23 protein-coding genes are annotated in these 21,186 nt (G+C 74.5%); 15 read left to right on the top strand and 8 right to left on the bottom strand.

Annotated features, from left to right (window positions below):
* Positions 1 to 70 precede the first annotated feature (70 nt).
* Positions 71 to 637 carry a hypothetical protein gene (locus tag H1A17_RS22770; RefSeq protein ID WP_145920508.1) on the top strand — a complete coding sequence of 189 codons (567 nt, stop codon included), beginning with the start codon at positions 71 to 73 and terminating at the stop codon, positions 635 to 637.
* The gene (locus tag H1A17_RS22765; protein WP_194822847.1) at positions 630 to 3,335 is read left to right on the top strand and encodes a M48 family metalloprotease; all 2,706 of its coding nucleotides are present in this window, start codon (positions 630 to 632) and stop codon (positions 3,333 to 3,335) included. The genes H1A17_RS22770 and H1A17_RS22765 overlap by 8 nt, the downstream gene beginning before the upstream one ends.
* Before the next feature lie 43 nt (positions 3,336 to 3,378).
* Here the strand turns inward: H1A17_RS22765 and H1A17_RS22760 are convergent, their stop codons facing one another.
* A complete protein-coding gene (locus H1A17_RS22760) occupies positions 3,379 to 4,173 on the bottom strand; it encodes a class I SAM-dependent methyltransferase (protein WP_145920506.1) in 795 nt (264 codons plus the stop codon).
* A 151-nt stretch (positions 4,174 to 4,324) separates the two neighbouring features.
* Here H1A17_RS22760 and H1A17_RS22755 point away from each other — a divergent pair, with 151 nt between their 5' ends.
* From H1A17_RS22755 to H1A17_RS22740, 4 genes are read left to right on the top strand one after another with little or no spacing between them, the layout of a single operon-like run.
* The gene (locus H1A17_RS22755; protein ID WP_145920505.1) at positions 4,325 to 5,368 is read left to right on the top strand and encodes an aromatic ring-hydroxylating dioxygenase subunit alpha; all 1,044 of its coding nucleotides are present in this window, start codon (positions 4,325 to 4,327) and stop codon (positions 5,366 to 5,368) included.
* Positions 5,365 to 5,574 carry a hypothetical protein gene (locus H1A17_RS22750; protein ID WP_145920504.1) on the top strand — a complete coding sequence of 70 codons (210 nt, stop codon included), beginning with the start codon at positions 5,365 to 5,367 and terminating at the stop codon, positions 5,572 to 5,574. Before H1A17_RS22755 ends, H1A17_RS22750 begins: the two co-directional genes overlap by 4 nt.
* Complete coding sequence (locus H1A17_RS22745) at positions 5,571 to 6,509, top strand: PDR/VanB family oxidoreductase (protein WP_145920503.1); 939 nt, start codon at positions 5,571 to 5,573, stop codon at positions 6,507 to 6,509. Before H1A17_RS22750 ends, H1A17_RS22745 begins: the two co-directional genes overlap by 4 nt.
* Positions 6,510 to 6,539: 30 nt before the next feature.
* On the top strand, positions 6,540 to 7,292 hold the full coding sequence (locus H1A17_RS22740; protein WP_145920502.1) for an IclR family transcriptional regulator: 753 nt from the start codon (positions 6,540 to 6,542) through the stop codon (positions 7,290 to 7,292).
* Between the two features lie 9 nt (positions 7,293 to 7,301).
* Here the strand turns inward: H1A17_RS22740 and H1A17_RS22735 are convergent, their stop codons facing one another.
* Complete coding sequence (locus tag H1A17_RS22735; RefSeq protein ID WP_145920501.1) at positions 7,302 to 7,766, bottom strand: MarR family winged helix-turn-helix transcriptional regulator; 465 nt, start codon at positions 7,764 to 7,766, stop codon at positions 7,302 to 7,304.
* An 82-nt stretch (positions 7,767 to 7,848) separates the two neighbouring features.
* On the opposite strand from H1A17_RS22735, the gene H1A17_RS22730 reads away from it, so the two are divergent.
* From H1A17_RS22730 to H1A17_RS22715, 4 genes are all read left to right on the top strand, one after another.
* Entirely contained in the window at positions 7,849 to 8,775 is a 927-nt protein-coding gene (locus tag H1A17_RS22730) for an SDR family NAD(P)-dependent oxidoreductase (protein ID WP_194822846.1), read from the top strand.
* A gap of 63 nt (positions 8,776 to 8,838) precedes the next feature.
* Entirely contained in the window at positions 8,839 to 9,741 is a 903-nt protein-coding gene (locus H1A17_RS22725) for an amidohydrolase family protein (RefSeq protein WP_145920499.1), read from the top strand.
* Positions 9,738 to 10,190 (top strand): MaoC family dehydratase, encoded by a 453-nt coding sequence (locus tag H1A17_RS22720; protein WP_145920498.1) that lies wholly within the window; start codon positions 9,738 to 9,740, stop codon positions 10,188 to 10,190. Before H1A17_RS22725 ends, H1A17_RS22720 begins: the two co-directional genes overlap by 4 nt.
* Positions 10,191 to 10,245: 55 nt before the next feature.
* Complete coding sequence (locus H1A17_RS22715; RefSeq protein WP_194822845.1) at positions 10,246 to 11,772, top strand: long-chain fatty acid--CoA ligase; 1,527 nt, start codon at positions 10,246 to 10,248, stop codon at positions 11,770 to 11,772.
* On the opposite strand, the gene H1A17_RS22710 is transcribed toward H1A17_RS22715, so the two are convergent.
* From H1A17_RS22710 to H1A17_RS22685, 6 genes are all read right to left on the bottom strand, one after another.
* Complete coding sequence (locus tag H1A17_RS22710) at positions 11,735 to 12,589, bottom strand: PaaX family transcriptional regulator C-terminal domain-containing protein (protein ID WP_145920496.1); 855 nt, start codon at positions 12,587 to 12,589, stop codon at positions 11,735 to 11,737. The genes H1A17_RS22715 and H1A17_RS22710 overlap by 38 nt on opposite strands.
* A gap of 30 nt (positions 12,590 to 12,619) precedes the next feature.
* The gene (locus tag H1A17_RS22705; RefSeq protein ID WP_194822844.1) at positions 12,620 to 13,432 is read right to left on the bottom strand and encodes an ABC transporter ATP-binding protein; all 813 of its coding nucleotides are present in this window, start codon (positions 13,430 to 13,432) and stop codon (positions 12,620 to 12,622) included.
* Complete coding sequence (locus H1A17_RS22700) at positions 13,425 to 14,246, bottom strand: ABC transporter permease (RefSeq protein WP_240762205.1); 822 nt, start codon at positions 14,244 to 14,246, stop codon at positions 13,425 to 13,427. The genes H1A17_RS22705 and H1A17_RS22700 overlap by 8 nt, the downstream gene beginning before the upstream one ends.
* Positions 14,243 to 15,037: an ABC transporter permease gene (locus H1A17_RS22695; RefSeq protein WP_309236840.1), complete on the bottom strand. Its 795-nt coding sequence runs from the start codon at positions 15,035 to 15,037 to the stop codon at positions 14,243 to 14,245. The genes H1A17_RS22700 and H1A17_RS22695 overlap by 4 nt, the downstream gene beginning before the upstream one ends.
* Before the next feature lie 72 nt (positions 15,038 to 15,109).
* A complete protein-coding gene (locus tag H1A17_RS22690; RefSeq protein ID WP_228544053.1) occupies positions 15,110 to 16,069 on the bottom strand; it encodes an ABC transporter substrate-binding protein in 960 nt (319 codons plus the stop codon).
* A gap of 212 nt (positions 16,070 to 16,281) precedes the next feature.
* Complete coding sequence (locus tag H1A17_RS22685) at positions 16,282 to 17,454, bottom strand: 4-hydroxybenzoate 3-monooxygenase (protein WP_194822843.1); 1,173 nt, start codon at positions 17,452 to 17,454, stop codon at positions 16,282 to 16,284.
* Between the two features lie 259 nt (positions 17,455 to 17,713).
* Here H1A17_RS22685 and H1A17_RS22680 point away from each other — a divergent pair, with 259 nt between their 5' ends.
* From H1A17_RS22680 to H1A17_RS22660, 5 genes are all read left to right on the top strand, one after another.
* A complete protein-coding gene (locus tag H1A17_RS22680; protein WP_194822842.1) occupies positions 17,714 to 18,532 on the top strand; it encodes a CoA transferase subunit A in 819 nt (272 codons plus the stop codon).
* Between the two features lie 76 nt (positions 18,533 to 18,608).
* Positions 18,609 to 19,352 (top strand): CoA-transferase, encoded by a 744-nt coding sequence (locus H1A17_RS22675; protein WP_194822853.1) that lies wholly within the window; start codon positions 18,609 to 18,611, stop codon positions 19,350 to 19,352.
* A complete protein-coding gene (gene pcaH / locus H1A17_RS22670; protein ID WP_145920492.1) occupies positions 19,349 to 20,092 on the top strand; it encodes a protocatechuate 3,4-dioxygenase subunit beta in 744 nt (247 codons plus the stop codon). Before H1A17_RS22675 ends, pcaH begins: the two co-directional genes overlap by 4 nt.
* The gene (pcaG, locus tag H1A17_RS22665; RefSeq protein ID WP_194822841.1) at positions 20,085 to 20,657 is read left to right on the top strand and encodes a protocatechuate 3,4-dioxygenase subunit alpha; all 573 of its coding nucleotides are present in this window, start codon (positions 20,085 to 20,087) and stop codon (positions 20,655 to 20,657) included. Before pcaH ends, pcaG begins: the two co-directional genes overlap by 8 nt.
* Positions 20,632 to 21,186 (top strand): lyase family protein (locus tag H1A17_RS22660; protein ID WP_309236838.1); only part of this gene is annotated, 555 nt, incomplete at its 3' end. The genes pcaG and H1A17_RS22660, both read left to right, overlap by 26 nt.

Below are 21,186 nucleotides of genomic sequence, written 5' to 3'. Positions count from 1 at the left end.
CCGACCGCGACCGGCGGCCGGCCCGCGTACGGTGACCGCGCAGACCGCGTCGAGCACCGTCGGAGGCCCGATGACCCGCAGCACGTCGCCGCCGACCGGCCGGGACACGACCGTCGACGACCTGGTCCGGTCGGCCGTGCGGGCGGTCGCCCCCGACGAGGAGCCGCTGCTGGCCCTCCTCACCCCCGAGTACCACCGCCGCCCCGGCCACTGGCGGCGTGACCCGGCCGGGCTGACCCGGGTCGGCGGCGGCGAGGCCGGCGGCGGCGGCTTCGAGACGGTGGTCGAACCGCTCCTGCCGTACCTGCTGGTGCTCACCGGGATCGCGCTGGAGGCGCTGCGCGACGGCGTCCGCGACCAGGCCGCCGAGGCGGTCCGCGGCGGCCTGCGCGGCCTCGGTCGGCGGTGGCGTGGCCGCCGCGACCGGGCACTGCCCGCGCCACCGCCCGTGGTGCGGCTGCGGCCGGGACAGCTGCTGCGGATCGAGGAGGCGGTCACCGCCGCCGCCCGCGACCCCCGCTGGGCGCTCACCGAGGACCAGGTCGCCCTGCTGCGCGACGCTGTACGCGACGCGTTCGCCCGGCGGTTCGGCACCACCGGCGACGACGCCCCCGGAACCGATGTCGACGGTGGCTGAGGGCACCCGCACGCCCACCGCCCCGGCCGCCGCGCCGACGCCCGCGCTGCCCTCGACGACGCTCGGCCGGTTCGTGGCCGCGGTCACCGCGGTCGTCGGCACGAGCATGTTCGGCTGGTCGACGGTCCTCGTCGACGGCGACGCGACCCGGGCCCGCGCGCAGTGCGTGAGCGACGTGCTGCGGGCCCGGCCGTTCCCGGTCGACGTCCGGACCGGCGCGGTCGACGAGACGGGCCTGGCCGCCATCCGACGCTGCACCGCCGGCCTCGGAGCGGACGTGGTCCGCCAGATGCTCGTGGGGCTTGCCGTGCTCGCGGCGGTGACCGCGCTGGCCTATCTCGTCGCACCCTGGTGCGAGTGCCGGCTGCGCGGCCTGCGCCGTCTCGACCGCGTCCCCGGCACCGAGGCGCTGCGGGCCGACCTGGCCGAGCTGGTCCGCCAGGCCGGGCTGCGCCGGCCGCCGACGTTCGTGGTGTCCCGGTCCGCGCGGATCAGCGGCAACACCTTCGGCGCCGGCCCGTGGCGGTACGTCCGGCTGGACCTGGGCCTGGTGCACACCCACCGGGTGGCGCCCGGGGTGTTCCGCGCCGTCGTCCTGCACGAACTGGCCCACGTCCGCAACGCCGACATCCACCTCACCCGGCTGACCATCGCCCAGGCGTGGGCGTTCCCCCTCGGGGTGCTCGTCCCCGTCACGGTCACCTACCTGCGCTCCGGCGCCGGCCGGCACCTGCTCGCCGACTCCTGGCGGCTCGCCGCGTTCGCGCTGATCGTGCAGGTGTCGGCATGGTCGGTGCTGCGGGCCCGGGAGTTCACCGCCGACGCCCGGCTCACCGCCGCCGACGCCGCGACCGTCCGGTCGTTGCTCGCCGCCGACCACCGGCGGACCGGGCGGTGGGCCCGCCTCGGCGCGGTGTTCCGGTTCCACCCCCTGGCCCGGGCCCGCGCCGACACCCTCGACGATCCGGGCCGCCGGTTCACCGCCCGCCCGGTCGAGGCGCTCGGGGCCGGCCTCGCCGCCGGTATCGCCGCACCGTCGCTGCGGGACCTGACGACCAGCCTGCCCGCCGTCCTGCCGGGCACCGACCCGGTCACCGGCAGTGCCTTCGTCACCGGCATCCTGCTCGGGGTGCCGCTCGCCCTGGTCGTCACCGGGGCGCTGTGGCGCGCCGCCTGGTGGGCCCGGCACACCGGCAGCCGGGCCACCTCCGGCGTGGTGTTCGGCGCGGCGCTGGCCTGCGGCCTGCTCGTCGGCCGTCGCCTGGCCTGGCGGGTGGCGTACGCCGACGACCTGCGGGCCTGGTGGGTCGAGGCGCTGCTCGCCGTGCTGTGGATCGCCGGTGGCGCGCTGCTGGGCCGGTGGGTGGCCGACGGCGCGCGGGCCCACCTGCGGTGGCTCGTCCCGTCGGCGGTGCGCCGGACCCGGTGGGCGTGGGCCGGCGCGACCCTGGCCACGTCGGTGCTCACCGCCGGGTACGTGGCGATGCTGCTGATCCTCGACGCCGGGGCCGTCGACGACGGGTGGAGCATGCTGCGCCTGGTCGCCGCCCGCGAGGGCGTCGGGGCGGCGACCCCGCTGACCCTGCTGGACATGATCGCCTTCTACCTGCGGATCACCGCCGCCTCGGCCCCGTACCTGATCGTGTTGCTGCTGCTCGCGGCGCTGTTTCCGGTCCTGGCCGGCCGGGGCGCCACCCGGCGGGCGCTGCGGCTGGGCGTGACCGCCGGGGTGGTCGGCGCGCTGGTGCTGCCGCTGGTGCCCCTCGGCGTCGGCGCGGCGGTGCGTGACCCCGGGCTGGCGACGGCCACCGCGGCGACCCTGGTCACCAGCCACACCCTGTTGCCGGTCACGTTCGTCGAGCTGGGCGTCGCCGTGGCGGCGGTCGCCACCCGGCGGCTGTCGCTGCCGCACGGCCTGCTGGCCGCCCTCACGGCGGGGGCGCTGCTGACGCCGGCCGTGCTGGTCGCCGACGTGCTGCTGTCGTGTGTGGCCGGTGCGCCCGGCTGCGCCCTTGCCGTCGATCCCGACACCGCCGTTCGGGTCCTCACCCACGCCCTGGTCGTCGCACCGGTGGTGGCGGCGCTCGGTGCCGCCGTCGGGTCCGCCGTGACGGCCGGGCTCGCGGTGGCGGGCCGGCGTCGCTGGTGGTCGACGGCCGTGGTGGCGCTGCTGCTGGTGACCGGCGGGGCGGTCGTGGCCACCGGCCGCCGGCCACCGCCGGCCCGGGAGCACGACCCCTGCCTGGTGGGGGTGTGGCGGCTCGCGGCCGGCCGGACCCACCTGCCCGTCGCGGCCGATTCGCCGCTGGGCAGGATGGCCGGCCTCACCGCCGACACCGCCGTCGAGTTGTCCACCGGGGCGGCGGGCGGCCACGCCACCGCCTACCGGGCGGACGGCACCGCGACCGACCTGTACGACCTGTTCGTCGCCGAGGGGACCCTCAACGGGCACACCGTCCGCAGCGTGCAGCGCGGCACCGTCACCTACCGGTGGTCGGCCGGGGCCGGCCGGTACGCCCAACGTGACCAGGTCGCCGCCAGCGACCGGGTGCTGCGGGTCGACGACCGGGAACTGCCGCTGACCGGGCCGCCGGAGGACTTCGGCGGAACCTACCGCTGCACCGCCGACCGGCTCGTGATCAGGACGGATGCCGACGGTTCACGCAGCGAACAGACCTTCGTCCGCAGCCCGCTCTGACGGGCCGGCGGGACCCGTGCCGCGTCCGGCGGGCCCGACAGTGTCAGGCCGGGCCGGGATGGTCCGGGGCGCGACCGCTGACCTGTACGAAGGGGAAGCCGTTGACTACCACCCGGGGGTCGTCGAGGGCGGCCGTCGTCGCGGTGAGGTCGACGTCGGTCAGCCCGTGGGTCAGCAGGGCGGCCCGTAGCTGCGGGATGCCGGCCCGCAGCAGCCGGCAGCCCGGCCCGCCGCCACGCCAGCGCCCTGCTGTGGTGCCCGACCGCACCTCGGTCAGCCCCGCGTCGGCGAAGACGGCGGGGGCCCGCTGTGCCCACCCCGGGTCGAGGCCCCGGGCGGTGAGCGTCGCCACGTGCGCGGCCAGGTAGCGGATCAGCAGGTCGGCGGTGGCCGTGTCGGGCGCGTCGGCGACGAAGTCGACGGGCGGGTGGGCGAACTCGCCGATGAGCAGCGCGCCACCGGGCCGCAGCGCGGCGACCATCCGCCGCAGGGCCTCCTCCCGTCGGGGCAGGTGCCCGAGGACCAGCCGGGCGTGCACCAGGTCGAAGGTGCCCGGTGGCTGGTCGGTGACGATGTCCTCGCGGCGTACGACGAGGCGGGGCCGGGCCGGGATGTGCTGCGGGGCGATGTCCGTGGCGACCACCTCGGCGGCCCGTCCGGCCAGCCAGAGCGCGATGCTGCCGGCCCCGGCGGCCACCTCCAGGCAGCGCCGGCCGGTCAGCTCGCCGAGCCCGGTGAGCGCGGCCCGGGTCGGTTCGTCCAACAGGTCCGCCAGCGCGTCGTGGTGGGCGGTGGCCTGGTCGCTGGCGTTGTCGAAGGCGTAGCCCCGGGCGTCCACCCGACCATCGTGCCGTACGACGCGTAGCTACGGTGCCCCGGCCGACGTCCTCCACGTTCCTTCCACTCAACGGAAGGCATGCTCCCCGGCTGCGGCCCCGGACGCGATGATTCGTCTCCATCGATGGTCAGCCCGCTAGGAGGTCGTGCGGATGGAGTTCGCCCGGGACCAGTGGTACGTGGCGGCCCACGGCGTCGAGGTCGGGCGGGACCTGCTCGCCCGTACCGTGCTCGGTGAACCGCTGGTGCTGTACCGCACCGGGGCGGGGGAGGCGGTGGCGCTCGCCGACCGGTGCGTGCACCGGCGCTACCCGCTGTCGCAGAGCCGGCTCGACGGGGACACCGTCGTCTGCGGCTACCACGGCTTCACCTACGACCCGACCGGCACCTGCGTCTTCGTCCCCGGGCAACAGCGGATTCCGCGCACCGCGCGGGTCGCGGCGTACCCGGTGGTCGAGCAGGACTCCTTCGTCTGGGTGTGGATCGGCGACCGGGAACGGGCCGACCCGGCCACGATCCCCCGCGCGCCGTGGCTGGCCGACCCCCGGTACGCGGTGGTCCGTGGCATGGCCCCGCTGGACGCCCGCTACGGCCTGCTGGTGGACAACCTGATGGACCTGTCCCACGAGACCTACCTGCACGGCGGCTACATCGGCACCCCCGAGGTGGCGGACACCCCGATCACCACCGAGGTGGACGAGGACCGGGGCGTGGTGCACGTCAGCCGGCACATGGACGACGCCGAGTGCCCGCCGTTCTACGCCCGCTCGACCGGCATCCAGGGTCGGATCACCCGCTGGCAGGACATCGAGTACCACCCGCCGTGCCTCTACCTGCTGCACAGCCGGATCGCCCCGCAGGGCGTCTACCCGCCCGCGCAGGGGGAGGACAGCGCCGCCTTCCACGCCGAGATCGTCTACGCCATCACCCCGTCGACCGCGCACAGCACGTACGACTTCTGGGCGGTGGCCCGGGACTTCGCGGTCGACGACGAGTCGGTCAGCGCGTACCTGCACCAGAGCAACCACACGGTGGTGATGCAGGACGTCGCGGCGCTGAACATCCTGGAGCGGGTGATCGCGGCCGAACCGCAGCGGTACCAGGAGCTGAGCATCAACATCGACACCGGTGGGCTGGCCGCCCGGCGGCTGCTGGCCCGGCTGGTCGGGTCGGGGACGGCGGGAGCGCCCCGGTGACGCCCGGGGCCGGCGGGGGCCGGGTCTACCGGGTCCACTGGGTGCCGGGCACCGACACCCTGCGGGGCACCTGCCACTGCGGCGCGCAGCGGCTCGCCGAGGAACCGGTCGAGTTGTGGCAGTGGCTGCTCGGCCACCCGCAGGGCCACCGCGCCCGGGCGGTGCCGCCGACCGCCCCGACCGGTCGGCGGGCGGTGCCGGCGTGACCGGAACGGACCTCGTCGTGGTCGCCCGCCAGCAGGTGACCGTCGAGGTCGTCGAGTTCGGCCTGGCCCGCGCGGACGGCGGACCGCTGCCCGGCTGGGCTCCGGGCGCGCACGTCGACCTGGAACTGGGCCCCGGTCTGCTGCGGCAGTACTCACTCTGCGGTGACCCCGCCGACCGGACCGTCCTGCGGATCGCGGTGCAGCGGGAGGCGGCGGGGCGCGGCGGCTCCCGGGCGGCCCACGAGCGGCTCACCGTCGGCGGAACCGTCCGGATGCACGGCCTGCGTAACACGTTCCCGCTGGTCGCGGCCCACCGGTACCTCTTCGTCGCCGGTGGCGTCGGGATCACCCCGATCGTCCCGATGGTCGCCGCCGCCGACGCCGCGGGCGCGGACTGGCGACTGGCGTACGGCGGGCGGACCCGATCCGCGATGGCGTACGCCACCGCGCTGCGCGACCGGTACGGCGACCGGGTCGGCCTGTACCCGCAGGACGAGACCGGTCTGCTCGACCTGGCCGGGCTGCTGGCCGGGGCCGGCGACGGGCTGGTCTACTGCTGCGGCCCGGAGTCGCTGGTGCGGGCGGTGGAGGAGCACTGCCGGGACCGGCCGCCGGGCCGGCTGCACGTCGAGCGGTTCGCCCCCAGGGAGGAAATGGCCGGCCCGGAGACGGCGATCGAGGTGGAACTCGCGTTGTCCGGGCGGACGGTGACCGTGCCGCCGGGGGTGCCGATCCTGCGGGCGGTGGAGGAGGCCGGGGTGCCGGTCCTGTCGTCCTGCCGGGAGGGCACCTGCGGCACCTGCGAGACGCCGGTGCTGGCCGGGGTGCCGGAGCACCGCGACAGCCTGCTGTCCGCGCAGGACCGCGCCGCCGGGGACACCATGCTGATCTGTGTCTCGCGGGCCCGTACCCCCCGGCTCGTCCTGGAACTGTGACCGGCCGGCGCGGGCGGGGAGGATGGTGGGATGCGCGGGCAGCCGGGCCGGACGGTGACCAGCCGGGTGCTGGCGCTGCTCGACGCGTTCACCCCGGCCAGTCCGGCCCTGACGCTCAGCGAGCTGGCCCGCCGGGCCGGGCTGCCGCTGTCCACCGTGCACCGCCGGGTGGCGGAGCTGCTCGCCTGGGGCGCGTTGGAGCGGGGCGACGACGGGCGGTACCGGATCGGCCTGCGGCTGTGGGAGGTGGGTTCGCTCGCGCCCCGGGGCCTGGGGTTGCGCGAGGTGGCCCTGCCGGTGATGGAGGACCTGTACGAGGTGACGCACGAGAACGTGCAGCTGGCCGTCCGGCAGGGGCTCGAACTGGTCTTCATCGAACGGATCGCCGGCCGGCGGGCGGTGCCGGTGCTCACCCGGGTGGGTGGCCGGTTCGCGCTGCACGCCACCGGGGTCGGGCTGGTGCTGCTCGCCCACGCCCCGGCCGAGGTGCAGGAACGGGTGCTGGCCGCGCCGCTGGAGCGGTACACCGCGCTGACCGTCACCGATCCGGGGCGGCTGCGTCGCTGCCTGGCCGAGGTGCGCCGGGCCGGGTACGCGGTCAGCGACCGGCAGGTCACCATGGACGCCCTGTCGGTGGCCGCGCCGGTGCGGGCCCCGGAGGGGGTGGTGGCGGCGCTGTCGCTGGTGGTCGCCCACGACCGGGCGGACCCGGTGGCGTTGGCCCCGCTGGTGCAGGCGGCGGGCCGGGTGCTGTCCCGGGCGTTGGGCAGCACGCCCGGGTGAACCGGGGGTTCAGTCGGGGAAGGCCAGCAGCCGCAGCAGCCGGGCCAGGCGGGCCTGGTCCTGCGCCGGCACGACGGACAGCGAGTCGATTCCCACGGCGCGGACGGCGTCGCGGGCGCGGGCGAACAGGTCCCGGCCGGCGTCGGTGGCGACGAGGACGTTGGCCCGCCGGTCGGCGGGGTCGGCGTGCCGCTCGACGAGGTGCCGCTGTTCCAGCCCGTCGACGAGGGCGACGACCTGGCTCGGGTCGAGCCGTAGGAACTCGGCGAGTTCCCGTTGGGTCGGGCGGACGTCGTCGGCGGCCAGGGCGAGCACGGAGTAGGAGCGGGCCTTCAGGCCGTGGGTGGCCAGGGCGGCGTTCGCCGCGGCGAGGGCGAGCGCGTTGGCGCGGGCCAGCAGGAAGCTCAGGTCACCGGCGAGCGCGCTGTCCCGCAGCCGGTCGCTGCCGGTCGACCGGGTCCGTTCGGCGGGCATGGCGACGATGGTAGCAAGGTTCCTGAATAATTGACATTCTCAACGGTTCGTGCTCAGATCGCATCGACGAAAGGGAGTGCCCATGTCACTGGACGGCAAAGTCGCCATCGTCACCGGCTCCGGGCGCGGCCTCGGCCTGGCCTACGCCCAGGAGTTGGCGCGGCGGGGCGCCCGCGTCGTGGTCAACGACATCGACGCCGACGCCACGGCCGAGGCGGTGGCCACGATCGAGGCGTCCGGCGGCCGGGCCGTCGGGGTGACCGCGCCGGTAGGCCCGACCGAGACCGCCGAGGAACTGGTCGGCACCGCCCTCGCCGCGTTCGGCCGGCTCGACGCCCTGGTCACCAACGCCGGCGTCCTGCGCGACACCGTGCTGTGGAAGATGAGCGACGACGACTTCGACACCGTCGTCACCGTGCACCTGCGCGGCACCTTCACCACCGTCCGCGAGGCGGTGCGGCACATGCGGCAGGCCGGCGGGGGCGGCCGGATCATCTGCATCGGCTCACCCACCGGGCAGCGGGGCACCTTCGGCCAGACCAACTACGCGGCGGCCAAGGCGGGCATCGTCGGCATGGTCCGCACCTGGGCGCTGGAACTCAAGCGGGCCGGCATCACCGCCAACACCGTCGTCCCGGTCGCCGCGACCGCGATGACCGCCACCGTCCCCTACTTCGCCGCGGCCGTACGCGCCGAGGCCGACGGTGAGCCGATGCCCGCGTTCTTCCGGCATGACCTCGGCTTCGGCACCGTCGCCGACGTGGCCGGCCTGGTCGCCTTCCTCGCCTCCGACGCGGCGGCCCAGGTCACCGGGCAGGTGATCGGGGTCGGCGGCGACCGCCTGCAGATCTGGACCCACCCGGAGGCGGCGCTGACCGCCTACCGCGAGGGCGGCTGGACCTACGACGCGCTGGTCGAGGCCTGGCCGACGACGTTCGACGGGGCCGCGCAGAGCGTCGGCGAACGCTTCCCCGAGCTGCCCGCCCGGTTCCAGCCGGCGAACCCCTGACCCGGCCGACCGACGAGACCGCCCGACCCGCCGGACCGGACCCGCCCGACGGAGGCCGCCCCCATGTACCAGCCCGCGATCGACCTCGACGCCGTCACCGCGATCGACATGCACGTGCACATCGAGGTCGACGACCACGGCCACGCCTCGCTGCCCGAACCGCTGGTGGCCGCCGTGTCGAAGTACTTCCGCACCGACGGGCCCCGGCCCGCCGTCGACGCGGTGGCCCGGTACTACCGCGAGCGGAGGATGGCCGCCGTCGTCTTCACCGTCGACGCGGGCACCCAGCTGCGGCACCCGCCGCTGTCCAGCGCCGAGATCGCCCGCGCCGCCGCCGAACACGCCGACGTGCTCATCCCCTTCGGGTCGGTCGACCCGCGCACCGGCGCGGCGGCCCTCGACCTCGCCGCCCGGCTGATCGAGCAGGAGGGGGTACGCGGCTTCAAGTTCCACCCCACCGTGCAGGGCTTCGACCCCGGCCACGAGGCGTACGCCCCGCTGTGGGCCCTGATCGAGCGCGCCGGCCTCCCGGCGATCTTCCACACCGGACAGACCGGCATCGGCGCGGGCCTGCCCGGCGGGTACGGCCTGCGGCTCGGACTGTCCAACCCGATGCTGCTCGACCCGGTCGCCGCCGACTTCCCCGACCTGCAGATCGTCATGGCCCACCCGTCGGTGCCCTGGCAGGACGAGGCGCTGTCGGTGGCCACCCACAAACCCAACACCTGGATCGACCTGTCCGGCTGGAGCCCGAAGTACTTCCCGGCCGCGCTGGTCCGTCACGCCAACTCGGTGCTGAAACACCGGGTGCTGTTCGGCACCGACTACCCGCTGCTGACCCCCGACCGGTGGCTGCGCGACGTGGCGGCCACCGACCTGAGGCCGGAGGTGCTCCCGGGCATCCTCAAGGACAACGCGGCCCGGCTGCTGGGCCTCGCCCCGCACCGACGAGAGGAGTCGCCATGACGACGACCATCACCTACGACCAGCTCGCCGATCTCGCCGGCACCGACCTGGGGCACACCGGCTACCGGACGGTCACCCAGGACCAGGTGAACCTGTTCGCCGACGCCACCGACGACCACCAGTGGATCCACGTCGACCCGCAGCGGGCCACGGCCGGCCCGTTCGGTGCGCCGATCGCCCACGGCTTCCTCACCCTGTCGCTGGCCGTGCCGTTCTGGACCGAGCTGCTGGAGGTCAAGGGCGTGACCACCAAGGTGAACTACGGCCTCGACCGGGTGCGCTTCCCCGCACCGGTCGTGGTCGGCGCGCGGGTACGGATGCGGGCCACCGTCGTCGAGGTGGCCGAGGTGCGGGGCGGCTACCAGCTCACCGTCGACCAGACCATCGAGATCGAGGGCGGCACCAAGCCGGCGGTCGTCGCCCGCGGGTTGTACCGCTTCCACGCCTGAGACCCCGGGCGTCCGGCCAGGTGATCATCCCACCTCCACCACCAGGAGACTGCTGATGCACCAGCACGGAATCGGCGCCTGGGTGGCCCGGCGCCGGCTCAGGTCCCCGGACAAGGTCGCTCTCGTGCACGGCGCGGGCGCGACCGTCACCTACGCGCAGTTCGCCGACGCCGTGGACCGGGTCGCGGCGGTGCTGCGGGAGCACGGCGTCGACGCCGGAGACACCGTCGCCTACCTGGGTGAGAACAGCCCGGAGTTCCTTCAGGTGATGTTCGGGACGGTGCGGCTCGGTGCCGTGTTCGTGCCGGTCAACACCCGGCTCGCACCCCCCGAGATCGGCCATGTGCTGACCGACTGCGCGGCCCGGGTGCTGATCCACGACCCGGACTTCGCGGTGCCGGTGGCCGCCGCGCTGCCGACCGCCCGGCCCCCACGGGTCCTGGTCACCGGCGAGGGCACCCCGGACCGGCCGGGCCTGGCGACGCTGACCCGCGACGCCGACCCGGGACGGGCCGGGCACGCCGACCCCGGCCCCACCGACCCGGCGGCGATCGTCTACACCTCGGGCACCACCGGCCGGGCCAAGGGCGCGGTGCTCACCCACGGCAACCTGACCTGGGTGGCGCTCAACTGCGTGGTCGACTACGACGTCGTCTCCACCGACGTGGCGCTGATGATCTCGCCGCTGTTCCACGTCGCCTCGCTGGGGATGGGTGCCCTGCCCGTCATCCTCAAGGGGGCCACGATGGTCATCGAGCGGGGTTTCGAACCGGGCCGGGCGCTCGCGCAGATCGCCCGGCACCGGGTCACCATGCTCAGCGGGGTGCCGACCACCTACCAACTGCTGGCCGACCACCCCGACTGGGCCGCGACCGACCTGTCCACGCTGACGAAGCTCACCTGCGGCGGGTCCGCCGTGCCGACCCGCATCCTCGACGCGTACGAGGCGCGCGGCCTGTCGTTCTCCCAGGGGTACGGGATGACCGAGGCGTCGCCGGGCGCGACCGCGCTGCCGCCGGCGATGACCCGGGCCAAGCAGGGCAGCGTCGGCCTGCCGCACTTCTTCACCGACGTCCGGGTCACCGACCCGGGCGGGGCGGTGCTGCCCGCCGGTGCGGTCGGTCAGATCGAGGTGGCCGGGCCCAACGTCTTCCCCGGCTACCACGGCCTGCCGGAGGCGACCGCCGAGGCGTTCACCCCCGACGGCTGGTTCCGCTCCGGCGACCTGGGCCGCCTCGACGACGACGGCTACCTCTACGTCTCCGGCCGCCTCAAAGACATGATCATCTCGGGTGGCGAGAACATCTACCCGGCCGAACTCGAACTGCTGCTCGGCGAGATCGACGGGGTGGTGTCGGCGGCCGTGATCGGGGTGCCGGACGACCGCTGGGGGGAGGTGCCGTGGGCCGTGCTGACCGTCCGGGCGGGGGCGTCGGTGGACACCGGCACCGTCCGGGCCCACCTCGACGGCCGGGTCGCCCGCTACAAGCTGCCGAAGAACGTGGTCATCGTGGACGAGTTGCCGCGGACCGCGTCGGGGAAGGTCAGGAAGGCCGAGCTGCGGGCGCGGTTCGCCGGCTGACCGAGGGCCGGTGGGTGACCAGGGCGGCGAACTCCGCCGTGGACGCCTCGGCCAGCGCCCGGTGCGCCCGACGGTAGGTCTGCGCCGACCGGGAGGCCGGCCACTGCGCGTCCATGAACTCGGCCGGCAGCCTCGGGTCGGCCCGCAGCAGCGCCAGCCAGTCCGCCACCAGCATCGTGCGCAGGGTCAACGCGCCCGTCGTCGCCGTGGTCGCGGCCGGGTCGGCCCACCGGTCGATGAACGCCAGGTGCTCGCGCCGGATCGCCTCGATGTCCCAGGCGGCGCGCACGCTGTCGCCGATCGGGAAGCCGGCGAGTTCGCGGGCGTGGAAGGCGACCACGGGGTGCGGGGCGAGATCCTGGCGCAGCGGCTCCAACGACCCGGCGAGGTCGACCTCGCCCGGGGCCAGCCACAGCCCGTCGCGGATCGGCGCGAAGCCCTCCCAGGTGAGGGTGGAGCGCAGCCGGTGCCGCAGCGTCCGCTGCTCCTCCGGGATCGAGAAGGTGACAAGCGTCCAACCGCTGCCCTGCGGGTCGAACGGCCGGGGCCCGCGCACCCGGTACGTCGCCTCGCGCAGCACCGCCGCCCCGTGCTCGGTCAGCGAGAACAGCGTCTCCCGGCCGCTGCGGCCCCTCGCCAGGATGCCGCTGCGCACCAGCCGGTCGAGGGTGGCCCGGGTCGCCGGCGCGGCGACGCCGGCCCCCTCCAGCACGGTGATCAGGACACTGGCCCGGATCGGCCCGGTGTCGCCGTCGACGACGTGCTCGCCGAAGAAGGCGAGCACCAGTTGCTTCGGCTGCCGCCTAGCCACAGTCATCCCCTCCGACACCTCCGTCGCCCGGCACGCTCACGGCGCGGGTCGCGGGGCCACATTCTGCCCGCGTTTGGCCCGCTGGATCTCGCCGTAGACGTGCGTGCGCAGCTCGGTGAACCGGGGCAGGGCGCGGGTGGTGATCTGGTCCCGCTCGGCCGGCAGGTCGATCACCAGATCCTCCCGTACCCGGGTCGGCGCGTGGGACAGCACCAGCACCCGCTGTCCGAGGTAGACCGACTCGTCGATGTCGTGGGTGACGAACAGCACCGAGATCCCGCGTCGGGCGTGCAGCTCCCGCACCAGGTCCTCCAGGTCGGCCCGGGTCTGCGCGTCCACCGCCGCGAACGGCTCGTCCATGATCAGGACTTCCGGCTGGTACGCGACGGCCCGCGCGATCGCCACCCGCTGCTGCATCCCGCCGGAGAGCTGCCACGGGTGGCTGCGGGCGGCGTGCGCCAGACCCACCGCGTCGAGCGCGTCGGCGACCAGGGTGTGCCGCTGCGCGCGGGAGAGCCGCTTGTGCCGCAGCGGCAGCTCGACGTTGCCGCGTACGGTCAGCCACGGGTAGAGGCTGCGGCCGTACTCCTGGAACACCACGGCCATGGCGGGGCTGGGGCCGGTCACCGGAGCGCCGTGCATCTCGACGGTGCCGCCGGTCGGGCGCAGCAGTCCGGCGAGGCACTTCAGCAGGGTGGTCTTGCCGCACCCGGACGGCCCGACGATGCAGACGAGTTCGCCGGCGTCCATCGTGAAGCTGAGGTCCCCGATCGCCTCGACGTCGCCGGTGCGGGCCTGGTAGACCTTGTTCAGCTGCGTCACCCGCAGCAGGGTGCCCCGGTCAGACACGGTTGACCTCCCTGATTCCGTGGTACCAGCGCAGCACGCGCCGTTCGACGACCCCGAAGACGACGGCGAGCAGCACGCCGACCCCGCCGAGCAGCAGGATGCCGCTCCACATCTCGGCGATGAGGTAGTTGCGTTGGAAGTAGGCGATCCGGTAGCCCAGCCCGGCCGACGAGGCGAACATCTCGGAGATGACCATCAGGATGAGCGCGACCGAGAGGGCCTGCCGGACCCCGGCCATGATCCGGGGGCTGGCGGCGGGAAGCACCAGGAACCACAGCCGTTCCCACCGGGTGATCCGGAACGACAGCGCGGTCTGCGTCAGCACGCTGTCGGTGCCCCGGACCCCCTCGACCGTGTTGAGCAGGATCGGCCAGACCGCGCCGGAGACGATCACCACGACCTTCATGGTGTCGGTGATGCCGAGCAGGAGCATCGCCACCGGGATCAGCACCGGCGGCGGGACGGCCCGGAGGAACTCCAGCAGCGGTTCGAGCAGCTCGCGCAGCCACGGGGTGAGGCCGATGACGGTGCCGGCGGCGACGCCGAGCACGATCGACGCGGCGACCCCGAGGCCGAGGCGGTAGAGGCTCGGCAGCACGTCCTGGACGAACGCCGGCCCGATCCAGGTGTCGACGAAGGCGTCGGCGATCGTCACCGGGTCGGGGAAGAACCGGTTCGTCGCCCTGGTCGCCACCAGGCCCCAGAGCACCAGCAGCAGCATCGGCAGCCCGAGCGCGTGCAGCAGGCCCGCCACCGCCCGCGTGCCGGCCCGGCGGCGCGGCGCGGCGACGATCCGGCCCGGGTACGCGGTCACCGTGCCCGCTCCCCACGGACGGACTCGTGCCAGGACAGCGTCCGCCGTTCGACGAACCGGAAGACGAGGTTCACCGCCAGCCCGAGCAGGCCGGTGACCACGACGAGGGCGTACAGGCCGACGGCGTCGCCGCCGGAGCGGGACAGCTCGATCATGCGGCCGAGGCCGGGGTTGCCGATCACCATCTCGGCGGTGACGGCCAGGATGAGCGCGACCGCCGCCGCCAGCCGCAGGCCCGTCATCAGGTACGGCAGGGTGGTCGGCAGGACGAGGTGCGTCCACTGCTCGCGGCGGCGCAGACCGAAGCTGCGGGCGGTGTTCCGGGCGACCGCGTCGACGTCGGCGACCCCGTAGATCACCTGCACGAACACCTGCCAGAACGACGCGTAGACGATGATGACCAGGGCGGCCTGCCGCTGGATGCCGAACATCAGCACGGCGAGCGGGATGAGCGCGACCGACGGGATGGGGCGCAGGAACTCGACCATCGTGTGGGTCGTGCGGCGCAGGAACGGCACCAGGCCGACGACGGTGCCGAGGGCGACGGCGGCGAGCGTCGCCACGGTCAGCCCGATCGCCCAGGAGGTCATGGTGCTGCCCAACCGCCGCCAGAACGCCAGGTCGACGAGCTGTTCGGCGAGCCGCGCCAGCACGTCCGTCACGTACGGCAGGTACTGCGGGTCGATCAGGCCCAGCGCGGGGATCGCCTGCCAGCCGACGAGGAAGCCGGCGAGGCCGGTGACGCCCAGCAGCGCCCTGCGCAACGCGGGTGGCCGTCGGGTGGTGGGCACGGGCGGGTCACCTCCGAAGGTGGCGTGGTCGGCGTCGCCCGGCGGCCCGGCCGCCGGGCGACGCCGGGTCGGCTACTGCTGGCGGATGAGCCGGTCGAGGTCGGGTTGCCGGTCGAGCACCCGGTACCGGCCGGCGAGTTCGGCGAGGGTCTGGAGGCTGGCCCGGTCGACGTCCCAGCCGAACGCCGGCAGCCTGACCGACTCCGCCACCGGCGGCGGCAGTTGGAGGTTGTCCTTGATGGCCTGCCGCACGGCCGGCGCGTTGGCCGGGTCCTGCGCCCACTGGAGGGTCTTCTTCATCGCCGCGGAGAAGTCCTCGACCAGCTTGGCGTCCTTGTCGAGGCGGGCGGTGGTGGTGATGGTGGTGAGGGTGGCCAGGCCGGGCACCACCGCCTGGTAGGGCGCCACGACGAACGTGTCGCCCCGGCTCTTCAGCTGGGTGACGAACGGTTCCGGCACCCAGGCGGCGTCGATGTTGCCGGCCGCGAGCTGGGCCGGGGTATCCGGGAAGGCCACCTCGACGAACTTGATCTTCTTGGGGTCGCCGCCGTCCTTCTCCACCGCCGCCATGATCGTGACGTCGCCGGCCGCGCCCAGGCTGTTGACCGCGACCCGCTTGCCGGCGAGGTCGGCCGGTCGTCTGATGCCGGACTTCGCCGAGGCCACCACGGCGTTGATGTCGTCGCCCTGGGCGTACGAGGAGGCGTAGTTGCCGATGATGACGACGCCCAGGTTCTGCAGGTCGGCGCGGAACGGGCCGAAGGGCTGGCCGATGGCGAAGTCGATGTCGCCGTTCATCAGCGCCGGGATGGCCTGCGCGCCGCCCTGCGCGGGGAGCACCTCGACCTGGAGCCCGCGCTCGGCGAAGAGGCCCGCCTTGATGCCGCCCCACAGCGCGGCGGTCTCGGTGATCGGCAGTGCCGCGACCCGCACCTTGCGCAGGTCGCCGGAGGTCGGTGCGGACGGGGTGGACGCGTCGGAGTCGGTACATCCGGTGAGGGCGATCGTGGCGGCGATCAACCCGAGAGCCATGACCTTCTTCATTGACGAGGCCCTTCCTGGGCGGGGGTGGTGGGGTGCGTCGGAAGTCGGCGGGATGCCTCGGACCTGCGGGGGGAACCAACCGCTGCGTGGGGGCGCACGCCGCTGTGTTGGCCATGGTCAGCCACCCCGGCATCGAAAGTCAAGAATTTCTGACGCCCGTCATGGATAAGTTGAACGACGCTGCGTCATGACGGTGTAGCTCAGACCTCGGGCAGGCCCACGTAGTTCTCGGCCAGACTCGTCGCGTACGCCCGCGAGGTGGCGGCGTACCGCAGCGTCGCGGTCTGCAACTTCGCCTCGTACGGGTCGTCGTGCGCCAGCCGGTGCAGCATCGACGTCATCCACCAGGAGAAGTGCTGGGCCCGCCAGACCCGGCGCAGCGCGGTGGCCGAATAGCCCGCCAGCAGGTCGGTGCGGCCGTGGGAGTACCAGGCGGCGAACGCCTCGCCGAGCAGCGCCACGTCGGCCAGCGCCAGGTTCATGCCCTTGGCCCCGGTGGGCGGGACGATGTGCACGGCGTCTCCGGCCAGGTACAGCCGCTCCCACTGCATCGGCTCCACCACGAAACTGCGCATCGGCGTGATCGACTTCTCCAGGACCGGACCCTCGGTGAGCGACCAGCCCGGCACCGTCTCCAGCCGGAGCCGCAGTTCCGCCCAGATCCGCTCGTCCGGCCACGCGGCGATGTCCTCGTCGGGGGCGACCTGGAGATAGAGCCGGGAGACCTGCGGCGAGCGCATGCTGTAGAGGGCGAAACCCCGCTCGTGATGGGCGTAGACGAGTTCCTCCACGGCCGGCGCGGCGGCGGCGAGCACCCCCAGCCAGGCGAACGGGTACGCCCGCTCGTAGCTGGTCAGCACCCCGTCGGGCACCGCGCCCCGGCTCACCCCGTGGAACCCGTCGCAGCCGGCCACGAAGTCGCAGCGCAGTTCCTCCTCCCGGCCGTCGCGTCGGTAGCGGACCACCGGGTCGGGGGAGTCGAGCCCGTCCAGCCGGACCACCTCGGCGTCGAACAGGATCGTGCCGCCGGCCGCGAGGCGCGCGGCGATCAGGTCCTTGACCACCTCCTGCTGCCCGTAGACGGTGATCGCCCGCCCGGTCAGCTCGGTCATCGGCACCCGGTGCGACTCCCCGGCGAAGCGCAGCTCGATGCCCTCGTGCCGCAGCCCCTCGCGGAGCAGCCGCTCGCCGAGGCCGGTGCGGCAGAGCAGGTCGACCGAGCCCTGTTCGAGCACCCCGGCGCGCAGCCGGTGCTCCACGTGCTCGCGGCTGCGGCTCTCCAGCACCACCGAGGCGATGCCCTGCCGGTGCAGCAGGTGCGACAGCATGAGCCCCGCCGGCCCGGCGCCGACGATGCCGACCTGGGTACGCATCCCGGTCCGTCCTTCCTGGACGCCGGCCCGACACCGGGGCCCGGCGGCGGGCCACCGAAAGCGTTCGCTGAGCGAACGGGTGTTCTCGTATTGAACGTTGGCACGTGACCCGGCTCCCGTCAACGTCCTGCCCGGACGGTGGTCGCCCCGACGCCGGGGCCCGATGCGGACATTGACGGATGTCGCCGCCGGCCGTACGTTCGACATGAGCACGATGGTCCGCATGGCGAACACCGGTCCGAGGTGAGGCGGGAGGCCCATGGCGACGCTCGTCCCGCTGGCGCAGGCCGTGGCGGAACTGGTCCGCGACGGCGACGTGGTGGCCCTGGAGGGCTTCACCCACCTCATCCCGTTCGCCGCCGGCCACGAGATCATCCGCCAGCGACGGCAGGAATTGACCCTGGTCCGGATGACCCCCGACGTCATCTACGACCAGCTCATCGGCGCCGGGTGCGCCCGCCGGCTGGTCTTCTCCTGGGGCGGCAACCCCGGCGTGGGATCGCTGCACCGGTTCCGCGACGCCGTGCAGCACTCCTGGCCGCGTCCGCTGGAACTGGAGGAACACAGCCACGCCGGGATGGCCAACCGCTACGTCGCCGGGGCGTCCGGCCTGCCGTTCGCCGTCCTGCGCGGCTACACCGGCACCGACCTGCCCCGGCACACCGCCAACGTCCGGACGGTCGACTGCCCCTTCACCGGCGAGACCCTCACCGCCGTGGCGGCCCTGCGCCCCGACGTGACCGTGGTGCACGCACAACGCGCCGACCGGGCCGGCAACGTGCAACTGTGGGGCATCACCGGCGTACAGAAGGAGGCGGTCCTCGCCGCCCACCGGTCACTGGTCACCGTCGAGGAGGTCGTGCCCGAACTGACCCCCGTCCCCGGGCAGGTCGTGCTGCCCGGCTGGGCGGTCACCGCCGTGGCCGAGGTGCCCGGCGGCGCCCACCCCTCCTACGCCCAGGGCTACTCGGTCCGGGACAACGACTTCTACCGGGCCTGGGACGCCGTCAGCCGGGACCGCGACACCTTCCGCGTCTGGCTCGACCGGCACGTGCACCGGGCCGGGGCGGCGACGTGACCGCCCGACACACCCCCCGACCCGGGCCGCCGACGTGAGCGGCCCGCCCCCGCCGGCCCGGTGGACCGCCGACGAGATGATGACCGTCGCCGCCGCCCGGCAACTCCGCGACGGTGACGCCTGCTTCGTCGGGATCGGGCTGCCCAGCACCGCGGCGAACCTCGCCCGCGCCACCCACGCCCCCAACCTGGTGCTCGTCTACGAGTCCGGCTGCCTCGGCGCGAAACCGGACCGGCTGCCGCTGTCCATCGGCGACGGCGTCCTCGCCGACACCGCCGACGCGGTCGTGTCGGTGCCCGAGGTGTTCAACTACTGGCTCCAGCCCGGCCGGATCGACGTCGGCTTCCTCGGCGCGGCCCAGCTCGACCGGTACGGCAACCTCAACACCACGGTCGTCGGCGACGACTACGCGACCCCGGCCGTCCGGCTGCCCGGCGCGGGCGGAGCCCCGGAGATCGCCGCCTCCTGCCGCGAGGTCGTGGTGATCGTCCGGCAGAACCCGCGCACCTTCACCGCGCGGGTCGACTTCGTCACCTCCGTCGGCTACGGCACGGGCCCGGGGGACCGGGAACGGCTCGGCCTGCGCGGCGGCGGCCCCCGACTGGTGATCACCGACCTCGGCGTCCTGGCACCCGACCCGGTCAGCTGCGAGCTGACCCTCACCCGGCTGCACCCCGGCGTGACCCGGGAGCAGGCGCGGGCCGCCACCGGCTGGGACCTCGCCGTCGCCGAGCCGCTGACCACGAACGACCCGCCCACGGCACACGAACTGGCGGTGCTGCGCGCGTTACAGGCGACGGCCGAGGGGAGCCGAGCATGACCGAGGACACCGCCGGCCGTGGGCTGCTGCTACCGGCGTACCGGCGCGACGACGTCGACGCCCACCCACCGCTGTTCAGCCCCGGCTACCGGTCGACCGTGACGCGGGCCCCCCGGCAACCGCTTGCCCACCTGCCGCAGCGGCTGACCGAGATCACCGGGCCGCTGCTGGGCGAGGGACGCCTCGGCGACCTCGACCACGACCTGACCCGCCAGCACGACGGGCCACCGCAGGGGCAGCGGATCATCGTGCACGGCCGGGTCCGCGACGGCGACGGCCGGCCGGTGCCGCGTACGCTCGTCGAGATCTGGCAGGCCAACGCCGCCGGGCGCTACCGCCACGCACGCGACACCTGGCCGGCCCCGATCGACCCGCACTTCGACGGGGTGGGCCGCGCGCTCACCGACGACCAGGGGCGCTACCGGTTCGTCACCGTCCAACCGGGGGCCTACCCCTGGCGCAACCACGACAACGCCTGGCGGCCGGCGCACATCCACTTCTCGCTGTTCGGCCGGGCGTTCACCCAGCGGCTGGTGACGCAGATGTACTTTCCCGGCGACCCGCTGTTCTTCCAGGACCCGGTGCTGCACTCGGTGCGCGACCCGATGGCCCGGCAACGGCTGGTCGCCCGCTACGACCACACCGCCACGCAGCCCGAGTGGGCGCTGGCCTACGCCTTCGACATCGTGCTGCGGGGCCGCGAGGGCACCCCCTTCGAGGACGGGGACGACGATGAGTGACCGGCTGGGCGTCACCCCGGCGCAGACCGTCGGGCCGTACCTGAGCATCGGCCTGCACTGGCCCGACGGCCCGTACGTCGTCCCCGAGGGCACCCCCGGCGCGTTCTGGATCCGGGGCCGGATCGTCGACGGCACCGGGGAACCCGTGGTCGACGCGCTGGTGGAGAGCTGGCAGGCCGACCCGGACGGCCGGTTCGACCACCCCGACGACCCGCGCGGGGCCCGGCCGCCGCGGCTCGTGGGGTTCCGGGGGTTCGGCCGCAGCGAGACCGACGACCAGGGGTGCTACCGGTTGCTGACGGTCCGGCCGGGGCCGCTGCCCGACCCGGACGGCGGCACCGAGGCGCCGCACCTGACCCTGTCGGTGTTCGGCCGGGGGCTGCTGCACCGCCTGGTGACCCGGCTCTACTTCCCCGACGAGCCGGCGGCCAACGCCGTCGACCCGGTGCTGGGCAGCGTGGAGACCGACCGCCGGGGCACCCTGCTGGCCAGCGCCGCGCCGGACGGGTTCCGCTTCGACATCCACCTCCAGGGCGACCGTGAGACCGTCTTCTTCGCCGTCTGACGGCCTGCTCACCGGCCTGTCCGGCAGCCCGGAGGTGGACACGGAACTCGACGATCCGGCCCTGCTGCGGGCGCTGCTCGACGCGGAGGCCGCGCTCGCCCGGGCCGGAGCGGACGCCGGCGTCCTGCCCGCCCCGGCGGCCGACGCGATCGTCACCGCGTGCCACCCCGGCCGGTACGACCCGGCGGCGCTGGGCCGGGCCGCCGACGCCGCCGGGAACCCGGTCGTCCCCCTCGTACGGGAGTTGACCGCCGCCGTGCCCGCCCCGGCCCGGCCCTGGGTGCACCTCGGGGCGACCAGCCAGGACATCCTGGACACCGGGCTGAGCCTGCTGGCCGTCCGGGCGCTCGACGCGACGGGCCGGCACCTCGACGCCGCCGTCGACGCCGCCGCCCGGCTCGCCGACACCCACCGGGGCACCGTGCTGGTCGCCCGGACCCTCGGCCAGCAGGCGGCACCCACCACGTTCGGGCTCAAGGCGGCCGGCTGGCTGACCGGCCTGGCGCAGGCCCGCGACCGGCTCCGGCAG

It is taken from the genome of Micromonospora sp. S-DT3-3-22 (assembly GCF_015354745.1).
Taxonomy (GTDB): domain Bacteria; phylum Actinomycetota; class Actinomycetes; order Mycobacteriales; family Micromonosporaceae; genus Micromonospora; species Micromonospora wenchangensis.
This window is presented reverse-complemented; position numbering and strand designations above follow the sequence as displayed.